Annotated in this window: 16 protein-coding genes; 9 read left to right on the top strand and 7 right to left on the bottom strand. The window is 67.7% G+C overall.

Annotation, left to right across the window (positions count from 1 at the left end):
- Nucleotides 1–125 precede the first annotated feature (125 nt).
- Complete coding sequence (locus tag HPA02_RS10390) at nt 126–500, top strand: translation initiation factor Sui1 (RefSeq protein WP_146803123.1); 375 nt, start codon at nt 126–128, stop codon at nt 498–500.
- A 9-nt stretch (nt 501–509) separates the two neighbouring features.
- Complete coding sequence (locus HPA02_RS10385) at nt 510–896, top strand: YbaY family lipoprotein (RefSeq protein WP_146803122.1); 387 nt, start codon at nt 510–512, stop codon at nt 894–896.
- A 62-nt stretch (nt 897–958) separates the two neighbouring features.
- Here HPA02_RS10385 and HPA02_RS10380 read toward each other — a convergent pair whose 3' ends face one another.
- The gene (locus HPA02_RS10380) at nt 959–1,798 is read right to left on the bottom strand and encodes an NAD-dependent protein deacetylase (protein ID WP_146803121.1); all 840 of its coding nucleotides are present in this window, start codon (nt 1,796–1,798) and stop codon (nt 959–961) included.
- 88 nt (nt 1,799–1,886) lie between these two features.
- Between HPA02_RS10380 and HPA02_RS10375 the strand changes: the two genes are divergently transcribed.
- On the top strand, nt 1,887–2,798 hold the full coding sequence (locus tag HPA02_RS10375; RefSeq protein ID WP_146803120.1) for a nuclease-related domain-containing protein: 912 nt from the start codon (nt 1,887–1,889) through the stop codon (nt 2,796–2,798).
- 12 nt (nt 2,799–2,810) lie between these two features.
- Here the strand turns inward: HPA02_RS10375 and HPA02_RS10370 are convergent, their stop codons facing one another.
- Nucleotides 2,811–3,611, bottom strand: a complete 801-nt coding sequence (locus tag HPA02_RS10370) for a ribonuclease T2 family protein (RefSeq protein WP_244945904.1) — start codon at nt 3,609–3,611, stop codon at nt 2,811–2,813.
- Nucleotides 3,612–3,621: 10 nt separating this feature from the next.
- Here HPA02_RS10370 and HPA02_RS10365 point away from each other — a divergent pair, with 10 nt between their 5' ends.
- Nucleotides 3,622–4,431, top strand: coding sequence for an ATP-grasp domain-containing protein (locus HPA02_RS10365; protein WP_146803119.1), 810 nt, complete (start codon nt 3,622–3,624; stop codon nt 4,429–4,431).
- Nucleotides 4,432–4,629: 198 nt separating this feature from the next.
- Here HPA02_RS10365 and HPA02_RS10360 read toward each other — a convergent pair whose 3' ends face one another.
- The 5 genes from HPA02_RS10360 to glnA form a co-directional block, all read right to left on the bottom strand.
- Complete coding sequence (locus HPA02_RS10360) at nt 4,630–5,970, bottom strand: deoxyguanosinetriphosphate triphosphohydrolase (protein WP_146803118.1); 1,341 nt, start codon at nt 5,968–5,970, stop codon at nt 4,630–4,632.
- Nucleotides 5,971–6,077: 107 nt separating this feature from the next.
- Nucleotides 6,078–7,487, bottom strand: coding sequence for a nitrogen regulation protein NR(I) (glnG, locus tag HPA02_RS10355; protein ID WP_146803117.1), 1,410 nt, complete (start codon nt 7,485–7,487; stop codon nt 6,078–6,080).
- A 31-nt stretch (nt 7,488–7,518) separates the two neighbouring features.
- Nucleotides 7,519–8,547: a nitrogen regulation protein NR(II) gene (glnL, locus tag HPA02_RS10350; RefSeq protein ID WP_146803116.1), complete on the bottom strand. Its 1,029-nt coding sequence runs from the start codon at nt 8,545–8,547 to the stop codon at nt 7,519–7,521.
- A gap of 506 nt (nt 8,548–9,053) precedes the next feature.
- Nucleotides 9,054–9,596: a DUF4124 domain-containing protein gene (locus HPA02_RS10345; RefSeq protein WP_146803115.1), complete on the bottom strand. Its 543-nt coding sequence runs from the start codon at nt 9,594–9,596 to the stop codon at nt 9,054–9,056.
- Nucleotides 9,597–9,719: 123 nt separating this feature from the next.
- Entirely contained in the window at nt 9,720–11,126 is a 1,407-nt protein-coding gene (gene glnA, locus HPA02_RS10340) for a glutamate--ammonia ligase (protein ID WP_146803114.1), read from the bottom strand.
- Between the two features lie 481 nt (nt 11,127–11,607).
- Here glnA and HPA02_RS10335 point away from each other — a divergent pair, with 481 nt between their 5' ends.
- The 5 genes from HPA02_RS10335 to HPA02_RS10315 all read left to right on the top strand — a co-directional run bounded on the left by HPA02_RS10335 (nt 11,608) and on the right by HPA02_RS10315 (nt 16,143).
- Nucleotides 11,608–12,138, top strand: a complete 531-nt coding sequence (locus HPA02_RS10335) for a hypothetical protein (protein WP_146803113.1) — start codon at nt 11,608–11,610, stop codon at nt 12,136–12,138.
- Between the two features lie 119 nt (nt 12,139–12,257).
- A complete protein-coding gene (gene typA / locus HPA02_RS10330; RefSeq protein WP_146803112.1) occupies nt 12,258–14,084 on the top strand; it encodes a translational GTPase TypA in 1,827 nt (608 codons plus the stop codon).
- 107 nt (nt 14,085–14,191) lie between these two features.
- Complete coding sequence (locus HPA02_RS10325; RefSeq protein ID WP_146803111.1) at nt 14,192–14,497, top strand: hypothetical protein; 306 nt, start codon at nt 14,192–14,194, stop codon at nt 14,495–14,497.
- 160 nt (nt 14,498–14,657) lie between these two features.
- Nucleotides 14,658–15,425 carry an ABC transporter ATP-binding protein gene (locus HPA02_RS10320; protein ID WP_146803110.1) on the top strand — a complete coding sequence of 256 codons (768 nt, stop codon included), beginning with the start codon at nt 14,658–14,660 and terminating at the stop codon, nt 15,423–15,425.
- Nucleotides 15,426–15,438: 13 nt separating this feature from the next.
- Nucleotides 15,439–16,143 (top strand): ABC transporter ATP-binding protein, encoded by a 705-nt coding sequence (locus HPA02_RS10315; protein WP_146803109.1) that lies wholly within the window; start codon nt 15,439–15,441, stop codon nt 16,141–16,143.
- The last annotated feature ends 10 nt before the right edge of the window (nt 16,144–16,153 follow it).

Genomic DNA, 16,153 nt, shown 5'->3' with positions numbered 1-16,153 from the left:
GAGCAGGACCGACTTATCCACAGCGCCAGACTCGCCGAGCCGCTGTGGATAAACGGGTCGCTATCGAGGCCGCCGGCGGCTGGTTTATCATGGGGCCACACTCCCTACGCCGAGGACTGCCTCCCATGGCCTCACTGCAGGATCAACTCCGCGGCCTGGTCTACTCCACCGAACACGGCCAGACCTGTCCCGACTGTCGCCAGCCACTGGACGGCTGTCAGTGCGCCGATCAGGCCGAGCAGGCGCGCCTGGCCGCGCTCGACGGCGTCGTGCGCATCCGGCGCGAGACCAGCGGTCGCAAGGGCAAGGGGGTGACCACCCTCAGCGGCGTGCCGCTGCCCGCCGCCGAGCTCAAGACCCTGGCCAAGCAGCTCAAGCAGCGCTGCGGTACCGGCGGCGCGGTCAAGGAGGGGGTGATCGAGATCCAGGGCGACCATCGCGCCACCCTCAAGGCGGAACTGGAAAACCGCGGCTATACCGTCAAGCTGGCCGGCGGCTAAGGAGCGCTTATGACTCTTCGACGCAAGGCGGGCCTCGCCGCACTGCTGCTGGGGACGGCCCTGCTGGCCGGCTGCGCCGGCACGCCCGAGTTTCGCACCCTGGAGGCGCGGGTGGTCAGCCAGACGCCCCTGACGCTGGGCCCCGAGGCGGAACTCCGCGTCAGCCTGGAGCGCGAGGACGGCGGGGTGATCGCCGAGACCCGCCAGCGGCGCCTGGGTGGCGCCCCCATCCCGGTACGCTTGAGCTACGACGCTCGCTCCCTGGCCCAGGGCGACGCGGCCCTGCACGCGGAGATCCGCGAGGCGGGACGACTACGCTATCGCCAGACGGAACCCCGGCCCTTCGCCCCAGGCATGGGCGAGCCGGTGACCCTGACGCTGGAAAGCCTCGACTAGCCGCGTGCCGTCAGGCAGTGTCGGCCCATCCCCCGCGGCACGGCCACACCCGAGCCCGTCGACTAGAAACGGCTGGCCAAGGCGGCCAGGCTCTCGCCGATGGGTAGCGACGCCTTGAGGGCATAGAGGTCATCGGCCCGGGTACGCCCCCGGTTGAGGCAGGCCACCGGCTTGCCGGCGCGGGCCGCCTGGCGCACCAGGCGAAAGCCGGAATAGACCATCAGCGACGAGCCCACCACCAGCAGGGCCTCGGCCGCCTCGATGGCCGCCAGGGCCGAGGCCAGCCGCGCGCCGGGCACGCTGTCGCCGAAGAAGACCACGTCCGGCTTGAGGATGCCCTCGCCGCAGCGCCCGCAGGCGGGCACCCGGAAATCGCCGAAGTCCGCCTCCAGGTCGGCGTCACCGTCCGGGCTGATGGCCGCGCCGAGCTCGCGCCAGCGTGGATTCAGCGCCTCCAGCTCGGCGTGCAGGTCATGGCGCATGCGCCGGCCGTCGCAGCGCATGCAGCGCACCAGCTCGGCCCGTCCATGCAGATCGATGACCCGCCGCGAGCCGGCTTGTTGATGCAGGCCATCCACGTTCTGGGTGATGATGCCGCTCAGGCGCCCCCGCGCCTCCAATGCGGCCAGGGCCCGATGGGCGGGGCCGGGGCGCGCCTCGCTGAGGGCCCGGAAGCCGACCAGGGCACGGGCCCAGTAGCGCTGGCGGGCGGCATGGCTGGCCATGAAGCGGCGATGGTCCATGGGCGGGGGACGCTTCCACTCGCCACGGCTATCGCGGTAATCGGGAATGCCGCTCTCGGTACTGACGCCGGCGCCGCTCACCACCAGCAGGCGGGGGTATCGCTCGATAAAGGCGGCCAGGGCCTCCAGGGAGGCCTGGGGAGACTCGCATTGCTGCATGACTAACGACCAAGGATGCGTGGCTCCCGGCCGATGGGGCCACTAGAATGAACGCCTATTGATATATCACGGGCAAGGACTCGTTGCGATGGCCTGGCTGGAATACCTGCTTCCCCTGATCTTCCTCTTCCCCCTGGCGGCCACCGCGGTGATCGTGGTGGCCCTGAAGAGCCTGCACGACGCCCGGGTCCACTCTCCCTTCGATGCGCACCCCCTGCGGGAGCCGGGCCAGGCCCTGCGCGACCGCCTGGATCGTGCCTTCGCCAGCCTCTTCCTGGATGCCGCCCTGGGGCCCATCGTGGTGCTGGCGCCGCTGGTCTATGGCATGGGCCGGATGCTCTTCGCCAGCGAGCAGAACTGGCTCGAATGGACCCTCTATGGCGCCCTCTGCACCCTGCTGGCCCTGGGCTTCTGCCTGCTGCTGATCCGCGACTACCAGCGCATTCGCCGCCTCAAGCTGGGGCTGGCCTGTGAACTGGCGGTGGGTCAGGAGCTGGAGCGACTGATCCGGCCGGAGGCCCACCCCTACCATGTCTTCCATGACGTGCCCGCCGACACCTACACCATCGATCATGTGGCGGTGACCCCCCATGGCGTCTTCGTGATCGAGACCCGGGCCCGCACCCGCCCCTTCGATGCCCGCGGGCGGGAGCAGACCCAGGTGGCGGTGGAGCGCGAGCGGCTGCGCTTCCCCGGCTGGAGCGAACGCCGGCCGCTGCGCAAGACCCGCCAGGCGACGCGCTGGCTGCGCCACTGGCTGGCCCGGGAGTGCGGCGAGGAGATCCCGGTGCAGGGCATCCTGGCCCTGCCTGGCTGGGACGTCGACACCAGCGAGGCCGCCGCCGACCTGCTGGTGGTCGGCGGCGAGTCCCTGGCGGCACTGATCGATGCCACGCCCCTGGCGCCGCTCGAGGGCGCGGCCCATGACAAGGCCATCCAGGCCCTGGCCAGGCGCGCCGCCCTGCTCGATCTCAAGCACCTGCAACAGCCGTCCGTCTAAGTCCGGGCCGCATCACTCGAAGGTGGCGATACTCACCCGGCCGGCGCAGCGCCCCCGCGCCTGGCGCACCAGGCTTTCCGCCGCGGGGAAATCGCCCAGGCGTTCGCTATCGATGGCGATACGCACCTCGCTCAGGGTGCGATTGCCGCGCCCCCGACACTCCAGCCGCAGGGCCCGGCCACTGCCCTCGCCGAAGGCCGCCTCGAAGGCGCGAATCAGGTCGTTGCGACCCACCTCGCCGCCCTGGTTGAGCACCACGAAGTCGGCGAAGGCACTGGCATTGACCGCCGCCTGCAGGCGCAGGGCGGCGGCGAAATAGGCCTCCTGGGGCAACGCCAGGCAGGCGGCATGCTTGGCGTACTGGTAACGCTCCAGGCAGCTATGGCGGCCCGGCATGGCCTCCGTCAGGGCCGCGTCCAGGGTCTCGGAGAGGGCCAGGGGCGGATGAGCGCGACAGAAGCCGCCGTCGGGACGCGGTCGCTCCAGGAAACAGCCCTGCCGCCACCAGCGGCGCCGATCGACACCCTCCTCAGCGAGTCGCGCCGGCAGCGAGGGCCAGAGGCCATGCAGCACGAAGCCCTGGTCCGTGCCTTCCCGCAGACCAGGCTCGCGACACTCCCGGGGCGGCCGGCGATGGCTGTCGCAGAAGCCGGGGTGCCAGGTCAGCGCCAGGGTGAAGTGCTCGACGCCCTCCGCCTCTAAGGCCCGGGCCGGGGCGCTGCCCAGCCACAGGGCCACGAAGGTACAGAAGAGAATTGCGCCCGGCCCCGACTGGCCTAATAATCCGTGCTTTCGACGACGACTCGACGACACGCCCGCCTCCATGAAACTGATCACCTTCGATGTCTTCCGCACCCTGGGCATCCCCGGGGTGCGCTATATCAAGCCCGAGCGCATGCTCGACCACCTCGACGAGATCCGCGCCGCCGACTGGCTGCTGTTTCCCGAGTACTGGCAGCTCAATACCCTGGTGCATGGCCTCAAGGCGCGCATCTTCCCCAGCCTGGCCAGCTACCACCTGGGTCACGACAAGGTGGAGCAGACCCGCGCCTTCCAGGCGCTGTTCCCCGAACATGTGCCCCCCACCGAGATCCTCGGCGCCTCCCGGGCCGCCATCGACAAGGTGGAGAGCCGCTTCGGCTATCCCTTTATCGCCAAGCGTATCAAGAGCAGCATGGGCGAGGGGGTCAGGCTGGTCGACTCTCGCCCGGCCCTGGAGGCCCATCTGGCCGAGGAGCCGGTGCTCTATGCCCAGGAGCGCCTGCCCATCGACCGCGACCTGCGCATCGTGCTGGTGGGCGGCGAACTGCTGGCCGCCTACTGGCGAGTTACCCCCCTGGGCGGCTACCGCTCCAACGTCAGCCAAGGCGGCGCCATCGACCGGGAGGCGATTCCCGAGGCGGCCATCGCCCTGGCCCGGCGCCTCGCCGAGGCCTTTCATATCAACCATGCCGGCTTCGATATCGCCATGGTCGACGGCCATCCCTATGTCTTCGAGTTCAACCGCCTGTTCGGCAACCAGGGCATCAATGACAGCAGCAAGCGCATCGGCGCCGCCATCCTGCGCCAGCTCGGCGACGGCGACGACCTAGGCCCGGACGACGACGAGCCGCCCTTCGCCCTGACCGGCTGATCACCGATTATTCGCACCTTGGCGTGAATCCCATGGTGGGAGCGCGGATTCCGCGCGATATCGCCCGAAGGGCGATCTTGAGTGCCACTCAGGACGCCTGACGGCGCCAATCGTTCAGCGAAGCTGAACTCCCACAACCCAGTGACAAGTTCGGGGCAACCTGGCCCCCACACAGCGGGACGGACACTATCGCCAGCGTCAGTCGCCCTTAAGCCGGCCGCCCATCTCCTGGGCCAGATCGACGGCATAGTGATCGGTCATACCGCCGATAAAGTCGAGCATGCGCCGGTAGCTGTCGTAGAGGGGCCAGGAGGGCAGCGGGGTATTCTCGCCGATCAGCGCCAGCACCCGCTGATGCTTGAAGCTGGAACGCCCCTGGTGGTGCAGCTCGTGGGCAGCGCCGATAAAGGCCTCCAGCAGGATGCCCAGGGTGGTATAGGCGCCGATCTCCAGCTTGGCCTTGCGCTCGTTCTGGAAGATGCGCTCCCGGGCCAGGGTCTTGGCGGCCTTGACCCCCCAGTCCAGGTCAGGGTGGCAGAGTTCCAGCAGGTCATCCTTGAGGGCGCCGTTGAGCAGCTCCTGCTCATGGGCCACGAAGACCGCCCCCACCTCGCTCACCGCCCGCTCCATGGCGGCGCCGCGCAGGGCGGCGATACGGCGGCGCTGGGAGACCCCCTGCTCGGCCATGCGGGCGTACTCCGGCGGCGCCTCCCCGGCGATCTGGATCAGCACCTCGGCCACCTCGTCGTAGCGCAGGATGCCCATCTCCAGGCCATCCTCCAGGTCGAGCAGGGCGTAGCAGATGTCATCGGCGGCCTCGACCAGGTAGGCCAGGGGATGGCGGCACCAGGCCCAGTCGCCCCGAGGGCGCAGCCCCAGGCGCTCGGCCACCTCGGCCAGCAGCGCTCGCTCCGACTGGTAACAGCCGAACTTGCCGGCGCTGCCGCCGTGCTCCACCGTCCAGGGGTACTTGAGCAGGGTGCCCAGGGTGGCGGTACTCAGGCGCATGCCGCCGCGGAACTGGTTATATTCGATCTGGGTGACGATGCGAAAGCCCTGGGCATTGCCCTCGTAGGTCAGCAGGTCGGCCCGCTGGGTGTCGCTGAGACCCTCCAGCAAGCCGCTGCCGTCGGACTCGGCGCGCTTGAACCAGTCGCGGATGGCGTATTCGCCGGCATGGCCGAAGGGCGGGTTGCCGATATCGTGGCCCAGGCAGGCGGCCTGGACGATGACTCCCAGGTCCGCCGAGGTGATCCGGGCCGGCAGCCGCTCGCGCAGCCCCTCGCCGACGATCATGCCCAGGGAGCGGCCCACGCAGCCCACCTCCAGGGAGTGGGTCAAGCGGGTATGGATATGGTCGTTCTCGGTGAGCGGGTGCACCTGGGTCTTGCGTCCCAGGCGGCGGAAGGAGCCGGAGAAGACGATCCGGTCATGATCCTTGTGGAAGGGGGTGCGGCCCGGCTCGGCGCTACCGCGCCCTCCCCGGGTATCATGCAGCCGGCCGGGGTCGAGCAGCCGCTCCCAGTGCATCTGCGTCATGGCGCCTCCTGGTGGGAAGCCTCCATTGTGCACCCGGGCCGGCCCGGCGGGAAGCCGGGTCTGGCCCGGGGATAAGGGGGCAAACGATGTCGCCGGGACGCCGTCGCTCAATCGTCCGCCAGCGCCGGCAGCAACGTCTTGAGCTTGCGGGTCAGGGTATTGCGACCCCAGCCCAGCAGCTCGGCGGCCTCGCCCTTGCGCCCCCCGGTATGCCTGAGGGCGGTCTCGATCAGAATTTTTTCGAAATCCGGCACCGCTTCCTCCAGCAGATGGGTATGCCCCGCGGCCAGGGCCCGGTCCGCCCAGTCGCGGAAGGCGGCTCGCCAATCCCCCGGGCTGACCTCGCCGGCCTCGCGCTGACGCAGCTCCGGGGGCAGGTCGTCCACCAGCACCTCGCGTCCCGAGGCCATCACCGTCAGCCAACGACAGGTATTCTCCAGCTGGCGCACGTTGCCCGGCCAGGACAGGCGCGTCAGGTGCTGCTCGGCCTCCCGGGTCAGCACCTTGATCTCGGTGTCCAGCTCCTTAGCCGCCTCGGCCAGGAAGTGCCGCGCCAGGCGCGGGATATCCTCGCGGCGCTCGGCGAGCCGCGGCAGATGCACCCGGATCACATTGAGGCGGTGGAAGAGGTCCTCCCGGAAGCGCCCGTCCTCCACCAGCCGTTCCAGGTGCTGGTGGGTGGCGGCGATGATCCGCACGTCCACCTTCACCGGGGTATGGCCGCCGACCCGATAGAACTCGCCATCGGCCAGTACCCGCAGCAGCCGGGTCTGGGTATCCGGCGGCATATCGCCGATCTCATCGAGGAAGAGGGTGCCACCGTCGGCCTGCTCGAAGCGCCCGCGGCGCTGGGCGGTGGCCCCGGTGAAGGCGCCCTTCTCGTGGCCGAACAGCTCCGACTCCATCAGGTCCTTGGGAATCGCCGCCATGTTCAGGGCGATAAAGGGGTGGCTGGCCCGGGGGCTGTGCTGGTGCAGGGCCTGGGCCACCCGCTCCTTGCCGGTCCCCGACTCGCCGTTGATCAGCACGGTGATATGCGACTGGGAGAGCCGGCCGATGGCCCGGAACACTTCCTGCATGGCCGGCGCCTCGCCGATGATCTCGGCGGTGAGTCCCTCCGGCACCGCCGCCGGGGACTGGCGCTCCCGGGCATGGGCCACGGCGCGGCGCACCAGGGCCAGGGCCTCGTCCACGTCGAAGGGCTTGGGCAGGTACTCGAAGGCACCGCCCTGATAGGAGGCCACGGCACTGTCCAGGTCCGAATGGGCGGTCATCACGATCACCGGCAGGTCCGGATGACTCTCGCGCACCCGGGCCATCAGGTCCAGACCATCCAGCCCCGGCATGCGAATATCGGTGAGCAGCACCTCCGGCGGGTTCGCCAGGACCCGCTCCAGGGCTCGGTCGGCCCGTTCGAAGCACTCCACCTGGAGATCGGGCTGCGCCAGGGCACGCTCCAGCACCCAGCGAATGGCGCGGTCGTCGTCGACGATCACGATGCGAGCGGCGTCGGTCATCAGTCTCTCCTGGATTGGGTAAAGGGGAACATCAGCTGGCCTCCAGCGGGATCAGCAGACGGAACTCGGTATGGCCCGGGGTCGAGTCGCACTCGATCAACCCCTGGTGCTGGTGGAGGATCGACTGGGCGATGGAGAGCCCCAGGCCGCTGCCACTGGCCCGCCCCGAGACCATCGGATAGAAGAGGGTCTCCTGCAGCGCCTCGGGAATCCCCGGGCCGTTATCGATCACCGCCACCTCGCAGACCAGGCGGTGGCGTTCGGCGCCCAGGGTGAACTGGCGCCGGGCCCGGGTGCGCAACACCAAGCGCGGCGCGGGGGTGGCATGCTCCTCCAGGGCCTGGACGGCGTTGCGGGCCACATTGAGCACCGCCTGGATCAGCTGCGCCTCCTCCCCGGAGAGCTCCGGCAGGCTGGGGTCATAGTCGCGCGCCACCTCGATGCCCGGGTGTTCGGCCAGCACCAGGCTGCGCACCCGCTCGAGTACCTGGTGAATGTTCAGCGGCGCCGGCTCGCGCAGCTGGTTGGGCCCCAGCATGCGATCCACCAGGTCGCGCAGGCGATCCACCTCCTCGACGATGATATGGGTGAACTCGGCGAGCTGAGGATCGGGCAGGTCCCGCTCCAGCAGCTGGGCGGCGCCGCGAATGCCCCCCAGGGGATTCTTGACCTCGTGAGCCAGGCCCCGGGAGAGCACCTTGATCGCCTCCTGCCGGGCGATCAGCGCCTCCTCCCGGGAGATGCGCAACAGGCGGTCCCGTGGCTCGATCTCCAGCAGCAGCTCGTCTTCGGCAAGCGGCGTGACGGTGAAATCCACCGTCACCGGCTCCTGCCCCGGCAATGGCAGGCTCGCCTCGCGCTGGGTATAGGGATGAAACTCGCGGCGCGCCTTGGTCAGCACCTCGGCCACCGACTCCAGGCTCTCCAGCCGCGTGCCACGCACCCGTCCCAGGCTGACCGCCAACAACGACTCGGCGGCGGGGTTCATCCAGCGAAGGCGCAGCGCACCATCGAGGAGCAGCACCGCCGTGGACAGGTGTTCGAGTAAGCGTTGATACATGGGACATCCCGATGGCAACGGAGTAAGGGCCGATCGTTCCGGCGTCTCCCCTTGCACTTGCAAGAAGCGCGCCAGCACGCGGCGGCGGAAAACTCGGGGGCTACCGGCAAGGGTCACGCCCGCTTACGCACCATTTTAGTGCATTAGCGGAGGGGGACGCGCGGAAGACGCACGATAAGTCGGCGAGGAAGGCGCGATGATGGCTCAGCGAGGAAGGCGTGATAATGGCGCAGCGAGGAAGGCGCGATGATGATTCAGCGGTGATCGCGATGGTGCCAGCGACGCCGCGGCTCATGGGCGGGAGCGTTACGCCGCAGGCCGGGCCAGGGCTCGCCGGGGCGATACTCCAGGGCGCTGCGCTGACGCAGCTGGCGAGCATGATCGAAGGCATCGAAGCCGCGCTCCGGCGTGCGCGGCGGCTCGATACGACGGTGGCGCGAGTGGTCTCGGCAGGGCGGCGACTCGGCGTCGAAGCAGGGAAAACGGAAGCCGCGCCGGCCGATGAGCTAATCGCCCCGCGCCTGCACGCTCACGGTGATCGGCGGGCTACGGTGGCGCACCTGACCGGCGCCGTCCAGCAGCTCCGCCTGCAGGGTGCGCTGCCCCGGCGCGAGGCGCGGCACGATAAAGGCGCGGGTATGCATCGCCGACTGGCTCAGCTGCCCATCCACCAGCAGCCGCACCCGATGGTCCTCGCGCAGCCCCGGCTCGATGGCCAGCTCCACGGTGAGGTTCTGGGAGCGCGCCTGGCTCAGCGTCATGGCGTCACGAGGGTTCATGATGCGGAAGGTGGAGTAGGGCATAAAGGGCGAGGCCAGGGAGCCCGTCGCCGGCCGCCGCGGCGCCGGGGCCGGCGAGGCGGCGGGCGCCGGGGCCAGGGTCCGCGAGGGCACCACGGTCAGCGGCGCCACCTCTACGGGCTCCCCCCGCTCGGGGTTATCGGTAAAGATCACGTTGCCCTGGGCATCGACACTGCGATAGACGGTGTCGGCCCCGGCCAGGGGGATCAGGCAACAGCTCACCAGCAAGCAGAGTAGGCGGAGTTTCACGAGCGACCCCCTAATGCGGAGCGACGGACGGAGAGACGGGATGCCTCGTTAGATAGTGTAAGACAAAAAGGGGTTCCGCCGACGGCGGAACCCCTTGCACAGCCAACGCTAAGGGCGTGGCGCTTAGCAGCTGTAGTACATGTCGAACTCGATCGGGTGCGTGGTCATGCGGATGCGCTCCACGTCTTCCATCTTCAGTTCGATATAGGCATCGATCATGTCGTCGGTGAAGACGCCACCCTCGGTGAGGAAGGCACGATCGGCGTCCAGGGCGTCCAGGGCCTGATCCAGGCTGTTGGCCACGGTGGGGATGGACTTGCCCTCTTCCGGCGGCAGGTCATAGAGGTTCTTGTCCATGGCATCGCCGGGGTGGATCTTGTTCTTGATGCCGTCGATCCCCGCCATCAGCATCGCCGCGAAGCACAGGTAGGGGTTGGCGGTCGGGTCGGGGAAGCGAGCCTCGACGCGCTTGCCCTTGGGGCTGGCGGTGTAGGGGATACGAATGGAAGCGGAGCGGTTGCGGGCGCTGTAGGCCAGCATTACCGGCGCCTCGAAGCCCGGCACCAGACGCTTGTAGGAGTTGGTGGAGGCGTTGGTGAAGGCGTTCAGGGCCCGGGCGTGCTTGATGATGCCGCCGATGTAGTAGAGGGCCATCTCGGAGAGGCCCGCGTACTGGTCGCCGGCGAACTGGTTCTGGCCATCCTTCCAGAAGGACTGGTGGACGTGCATGCCGGAACCGTTGTCACCCACCAGCGGCTTGGGCATGAAGGTGGCGGTCTTGCCATAGGCGTGAGCCACGTTGTGGATCACGTACTTCATTTCCTGAACTTCGTCGGCCTTCTTCACCAGGGTGTTGAACTTGACGCCGATCTCGTTCTGGCCGGCGTTGGCCACCTCGTGGTGGTGCACCTCGACGCTCTGGCCGATGGCCTCCAGGGTGTTGCACATGGCACCACGGATATCGTGGAAGCTGTCCACCGGGGGCACCGGGAAGTAGCCGCCCTTGACCCGCGGACGGTGCGCCAGGTTGCCGCCTTCGACCTGACGGTCGGTGGCCCAGGCCCCCTCCTCGGAGGTGATCTTGTACATGGCGCCTTCGATATCGGCCTTCCAGTGCACCTCGTCGAAGATGAAGAACTCGGGCTCCGGGCCGAAGAAGGCGGTGTCGCCCAGGCCGGTGGACTGCAGGTAGGCCTCGGCGCGCTTGGCGATGGAGCGCGGATCCCGCTCGTAGCCCTGCATGGTGGCCGGCTCGATGATATCGCAGCGCAGCACCAGGGTGGCGTCTTCGGTGAAGGGGTCGAGGAAGGCGGTGCCATCTTCCGGGCGCAGGATCATGTCGGACTCGTTGATGCCCTTCCAGCCGGAGATGGAGGAACCATCGAACATCTGGCCGTTTTCGAAGAACTCCTCATCCACGTCGCGGGCGGGGATGGTGACATGCTGCTCCTTGCCGCGGGTGTCGGTGAAACGCAGGTCCACCCACTTGACGTCATGCTCTTCGATCAGGGCGAGGGTCTTCTCGGCCATGGTGTCCTCCAGTCGTGAACGTATGGCTAGTGTTATCTGGCTAGCGTATCCAGCGTCGTTTGTAGCATGTCATGGGCACCCTGCCCACGACCGCCGCCACCAGAAACGCGCTCCGTGGCTTTGTTCTTGATAATGCAGGCGGCGTGCCAAAATGCAGCAAGGCGCCCGCCACCGAAGATAATTGACTGAATTAACGAGAAATAATCCTTGCGCCATGGTGGCGCATGAGTCGTATCCCTCACCCTGGATGGCCGCTGCCGCCCCGAAAAGCGCCATCAAGGTGCAAGAAAATCGCCACATGCACCATCGCAGTGCACTTGCCGTCCGAGGCCTTCCCGCATCCGAAGCATCGTTGCCATTGATACCCGGCGCTACCTAACACTACAATTTGTTACTAACCTTGAGGCCGGCGCTCCTGGGTCACTGGACTTTCCAGTGTCGTGTCCCACGCCGAGACCGACCCCGCGGCGGAGGGCTGCCCGTGGTGCATCGCACCTGCATCATTATCGACGCCTGCCTGATGGCCACCTGGCTGCCCCGTCAGCTGCCGGGCCTGCGCCATTTGCACCGCCATCATGCCGGCCAGCTCGATATCCATGTGGTCAGCGAATCGCATCAACCCCGCCTGCAGGCCCTGAGCCGCCGCTTCGGCCTGACCCTGGAGGTAGTGCCCGAGCCCACCGCCGGGGCCCGGAGCAACCGCCTGGTGCAGGGCACCCAGGGCGAGCTGCTGATCTTCCCCTCGCCACAATATGGCCTGCCGCCCCAGTGGTTCTCGCGCCTGGCCTCCAGTGCCGATGACTGGGATGCGCTGCTCTTCACGCCGCCCCCTCGCGCCTGGCGACCCTGGCAGCGCCTCTGGCAGACACCGGCCACCGGGACCCTCTGCGTGCGCCGCGACTGGTTCGAGCGCCTGGGCGGCTTCGACCCCGCCCTGGATCGCCAGGCCCCCCAGGACCTCCTGGCACGACTGCGTGCCTGTCACGCCCGCATCCGCACCCTTTCCGGCTGATTCCCGCGCCGCCAAGCCCTTGATCTACCGCTTCCACGCAGATTTCTCGGTGTCAGTGCTGGTAGCCGCCGCGGCCCGGAGACTATAATGCGGCCCAATTTTCGCAGCAGGATCCCGTCGTGATCGAGAATCTTCGCAACATCGCCATCATCGCTCACGTCGACCATGGCAAGACCACCCTGGTCGACAAACTCCTCCAGCAGTCCGGCACCCTGGACCGCAAGGCCGAGGGGCAGGAGCGCATCATGGACTCCAACGACCAGGAAAAGGAACGCGGCATCACCATCCTGGCCAAGAACACGGCGATCCGCTGGCAGGACGGCAATGGCCGTGACTACCACATCAACATCGTCGACACCCCGGGACACGCCGACTTCGGCGGCGAGGTGGAGCGGGTGATGTCCATGGTCGACTCGGTGCTGCTGCTGGTGGACGCCGTCGACGGCCCCATGCCGCAGACCCGCTTCGTGACCCAGAAGGCCTTCGATCAGGGCCTCAAGCCGATCGTGGTGGTCAACAAGATCGACCGTCCCGGCGCGCGTCCCGACTGGGTCATCGACCAGATCTTCGATCTCTTCGATAACCTGGGCGCCTCCGATGAGCAGCTCGACTTCCCGATCATCTACTGCTCCGCCCTCAACGGCATCGCCGGCATGGAGCCGGAGGCGCTGGCCGAGGACATGAGCCCCATGTTCCAGGCCATCGTCGATATCGTCGAACCGCCCAAGGTAGAGATCGACGGCCCCTTCCAGATGCAGATCTCGGCGCTGGACTACAACAGCTACGTGGGCGTCATCGGCCTGGGCCGCATCAAGCGCGGCGCCATCTCCCCCAACCAGCAGATCACCGTGATCGGCACCGACGGCAAGACCCGCAAGGGCAAGATCGGTCAGGTGATGACCCACCTGGGGCTGGAGCGGGTGCAGACCGAGCAGGCCACCGCCGGCGACATCATCTGCATCACCGGCATCGATGACCTGGCCATCTCCGACACCCTCTGCGACCCGATCGCCGTCGAGGCGCTGCCGCCGCTGTCGGTGGACGAGCCCACCGTCTCCATGACCTTCCAGGTCAACGACTCGCCGATGGCCGGCCGTGACGGCAAGTACGTCACCAGCCGCAACATCAAGGATCGCCTCGACCAGGAGCTGATCCACAACGTGGCGCTGCGCGTCGAGCAGGGCGAGAGCCCGGAGAAGTTCATCGTCTCCGGCCGCGGCGAGCTGCACCTCTCGGTGCTGATCGAGACCATGCGCCGCGAAGGCTTCGAGCTGGCCGTGGGCCGCCCCGAGGTGATCATCAAGGAGATCGATGGGGTCAAGCAGGAGCCCTACGAAGAGGTGATCATCGACTGCGAGGAGCAGCACCAGGGCGCCATCATGGAGGAGCTCGGCTACCGCAAGGGCGAGCTGACCAACATGAACCCGGATGGCAAGGGTCGGGTGCGCCTCGACTTCCTGATCCCGGCGCGTGGCCTGATCGGCTTCCGCGGCCAGTTCATGACCCTCACCTCCGGCACCGGCATCCTCACCAGCCGTTTCGACCACTATGGCGCGCTCAAGCCGGATGCCGCCATCGAGCGCCGCAACGGCGTGCTGGTCTCCATGGTCGACGGCAAGGCCCTGGCCTACGCCCTCTACGCCCTGCAGGATCGCGGCAAGCTGATCATCGATCACGGCACCGAGGTCTACGAGGGCATGCTGATCGGCATCCACAGCCGCGCCAACGACCTGGTGGTCAACCCCACCAAGGGCAAGAAGCTCGACAACATGCGTGCCTCCGGCAACGACGAGAACATCGTCCTGACCCCGCCGGTGCGCTTCACCCTCGAGCAGGCCATCGAGTTCCTCGACGACGACGAGCTGGTGGAGGTGACCCCCAACCATATCCGCCTGCGCAAGAAGTTCCTCAAGGAAAACGAGCGCAAGCGCGCCAGCAAGAAGTAAGCCGCTCCGCCCGGCCCACGCAGCCCGCCCCTCGGCGGGCTGCGTCGTTTCTGGCCCTGGCCGACGCAGCGGCTACGCTTGAAACACACCACGCAGGAGAAGCTCCCATGCACAAGCACGTCGACTGGGACGAACCGGGCGCCGACAGCGTCCTCGCCCACTATGCCAAGGACCCCAATCACCGGGCCGAGCCGGCAAGCGGCGATATCCTCTCGGCACGTCTCGATGGCCTGGTGGTCCGGGTCCGCGTCGAGGCCCACGTGGAGGCCACCAGCATCGGCGAGGTGGTGGCGCTGATCGATCCCGCCAGCGGCGAGCGCAAGAAGAGCCACGGCAAGCTGGCCCTGGGCGATACCGTGCGCCTGCCCGATGACAAGCGCGCCTTCGAACCTCGCGACGAGATGCCGGACTGAGGAGCGGCGCACACCGCGACCTTGGTCGGAGGCGCCCCGGCCGAGGCGCGTGTCCCAACGCCCGTTTAACGCTCCCCCTCTGGTCAAGCGCTGCCCCCTGCCGCAAAGTAAGACCACGCAGCGTTACTCTGCCATAACACCAACAACCACGAGACAGGGCATGAGCGCGATTATCGACGTCCGCCACGTCAACAAGGCGTTCGGCGGCCTCAGGGTCATCAATGACTGCTCCATCCGCGTGGAGCAGGGCTCGATTACCGGCCTGATCGGTCCCAATGGGGCCGGCAAGTCGACCCTCTTCAATATCATCGCCGGGGCCCTGCCCCTGGACTCCGGCCAGGTCTTCCTCGACGGCGAGGAGATCACCAACCGCCCCGCCAACGAGCTCTTCCACAAGGGCCTGCTGCGCACCTTCCAGATCGCCCACGAGTTCTCCCAACTGACCGCCCTGGAGAACCTGATGATGGTGCCGCCCAACCAGGCCGGCGAGAGCCTGTTCGGCGCCTGGTTCCGACCCGCCCGAGTGCGCCAGGAGGAGGCCCAGGTGCGCCAGAAGGCCCTGGAGGTGATCGACTTCGTGGGCCTCGGCCATGTGCGCAACGAGCTGGCCGGCAACCTCTCCGGCGGCCAGAAGAAGCTGCTGGAGCTGGGCCGCACCATGATGGTGGATGCCCGGGTGGTGCTCCTCGACGAGATCGCCGCCGGGGTCAATCGCACCCTGCTGGGCGACCTGGTGACCAATATCGAGCGCCTCAACCGGGAGCTGGGCTACACCTTCCTGGTCATCGAGCACGACATGGACATGATCGCCCGCCTCTGCGACCCGGTGATCGTGCTGGCCGAGGGCAGCGTGATGGTCCAGGGCAGCATCGAGGAGATCCAGAACGATCCCGCCGTCATCGACGCCTATTTCGGCGCCCAGCCCTAGTCGGAGACCACCCATGGCACTACTGGAAGCACGCAACGTACACGGTGGCTACGGCGGCATGAATATCCTCAATGGCGTCAGCATGGCCATCGAGGCGGACGAGGTCGGCGTCATCGTCGGTCCCAACGGCGCCGGCAAGTCGACCATGCTCAAGGCGATCTTCGGCCTGCTGGCGGTCAACCAGGGCGAGATCCTGTTGCGCGGCGAGCCCATCACCAACCTCTCCCCGGACCGCCTGGTCCACCGCGGCATGGGCTTCGTGCCCCAGGAGAAGAACATCTTCCCCAGCCTGACGGTGGAGGAGAACCTGGAGATGGGCGCCTACATCCATCCCCAGCGCTTTCGCCCCATGCTCGAGCGGGTCTACGACTTCTTCCCACCGCTCAAGGACAAGCGCCGCCAGCCCGCCGGCGAGCTCTCCGGCGGCCAGCGCCAGATGGTGGCCATGGGCCGGGCGCTGATGGTCGAGCCCAGCCTGCTGCTGCTCGACGAGCCCACCGCCGGCCTCTCGCCCCTCTACATGAACGAGATCTTCGCCCGGGTGCAGGAGATCAACGCCGCCGGGGTCGGCATCCTGATGGTCGAGCAACACGCCAAGCAGGCCCTGGCCATCGCCGACAAGGGCTTCGTGCTGGCCGCCGGCCAGAACCGCTTCACCGATACCGGCGACAACCTGCTCAACGACCCCGAGGTCGCGAAGAGCTTCCTGGGCGGCTGAGAGGAGACAA

The organism is Bisbaumannia pacifica, assembly GCF_007989625.1.
GTDB classification, from domain to species: Bacteria; Pseudomonadota; Gammaproteobacteria; order Pseudomonadales; family Halomonadaceae; genus Bisbaumannia; species Bisbaumannia pacifica.
The sequence above is the reverse complement of the archived record's forward strand: the minus strand, read 5'-3'. Positions and strand labels throughout refer to the sequence as shown.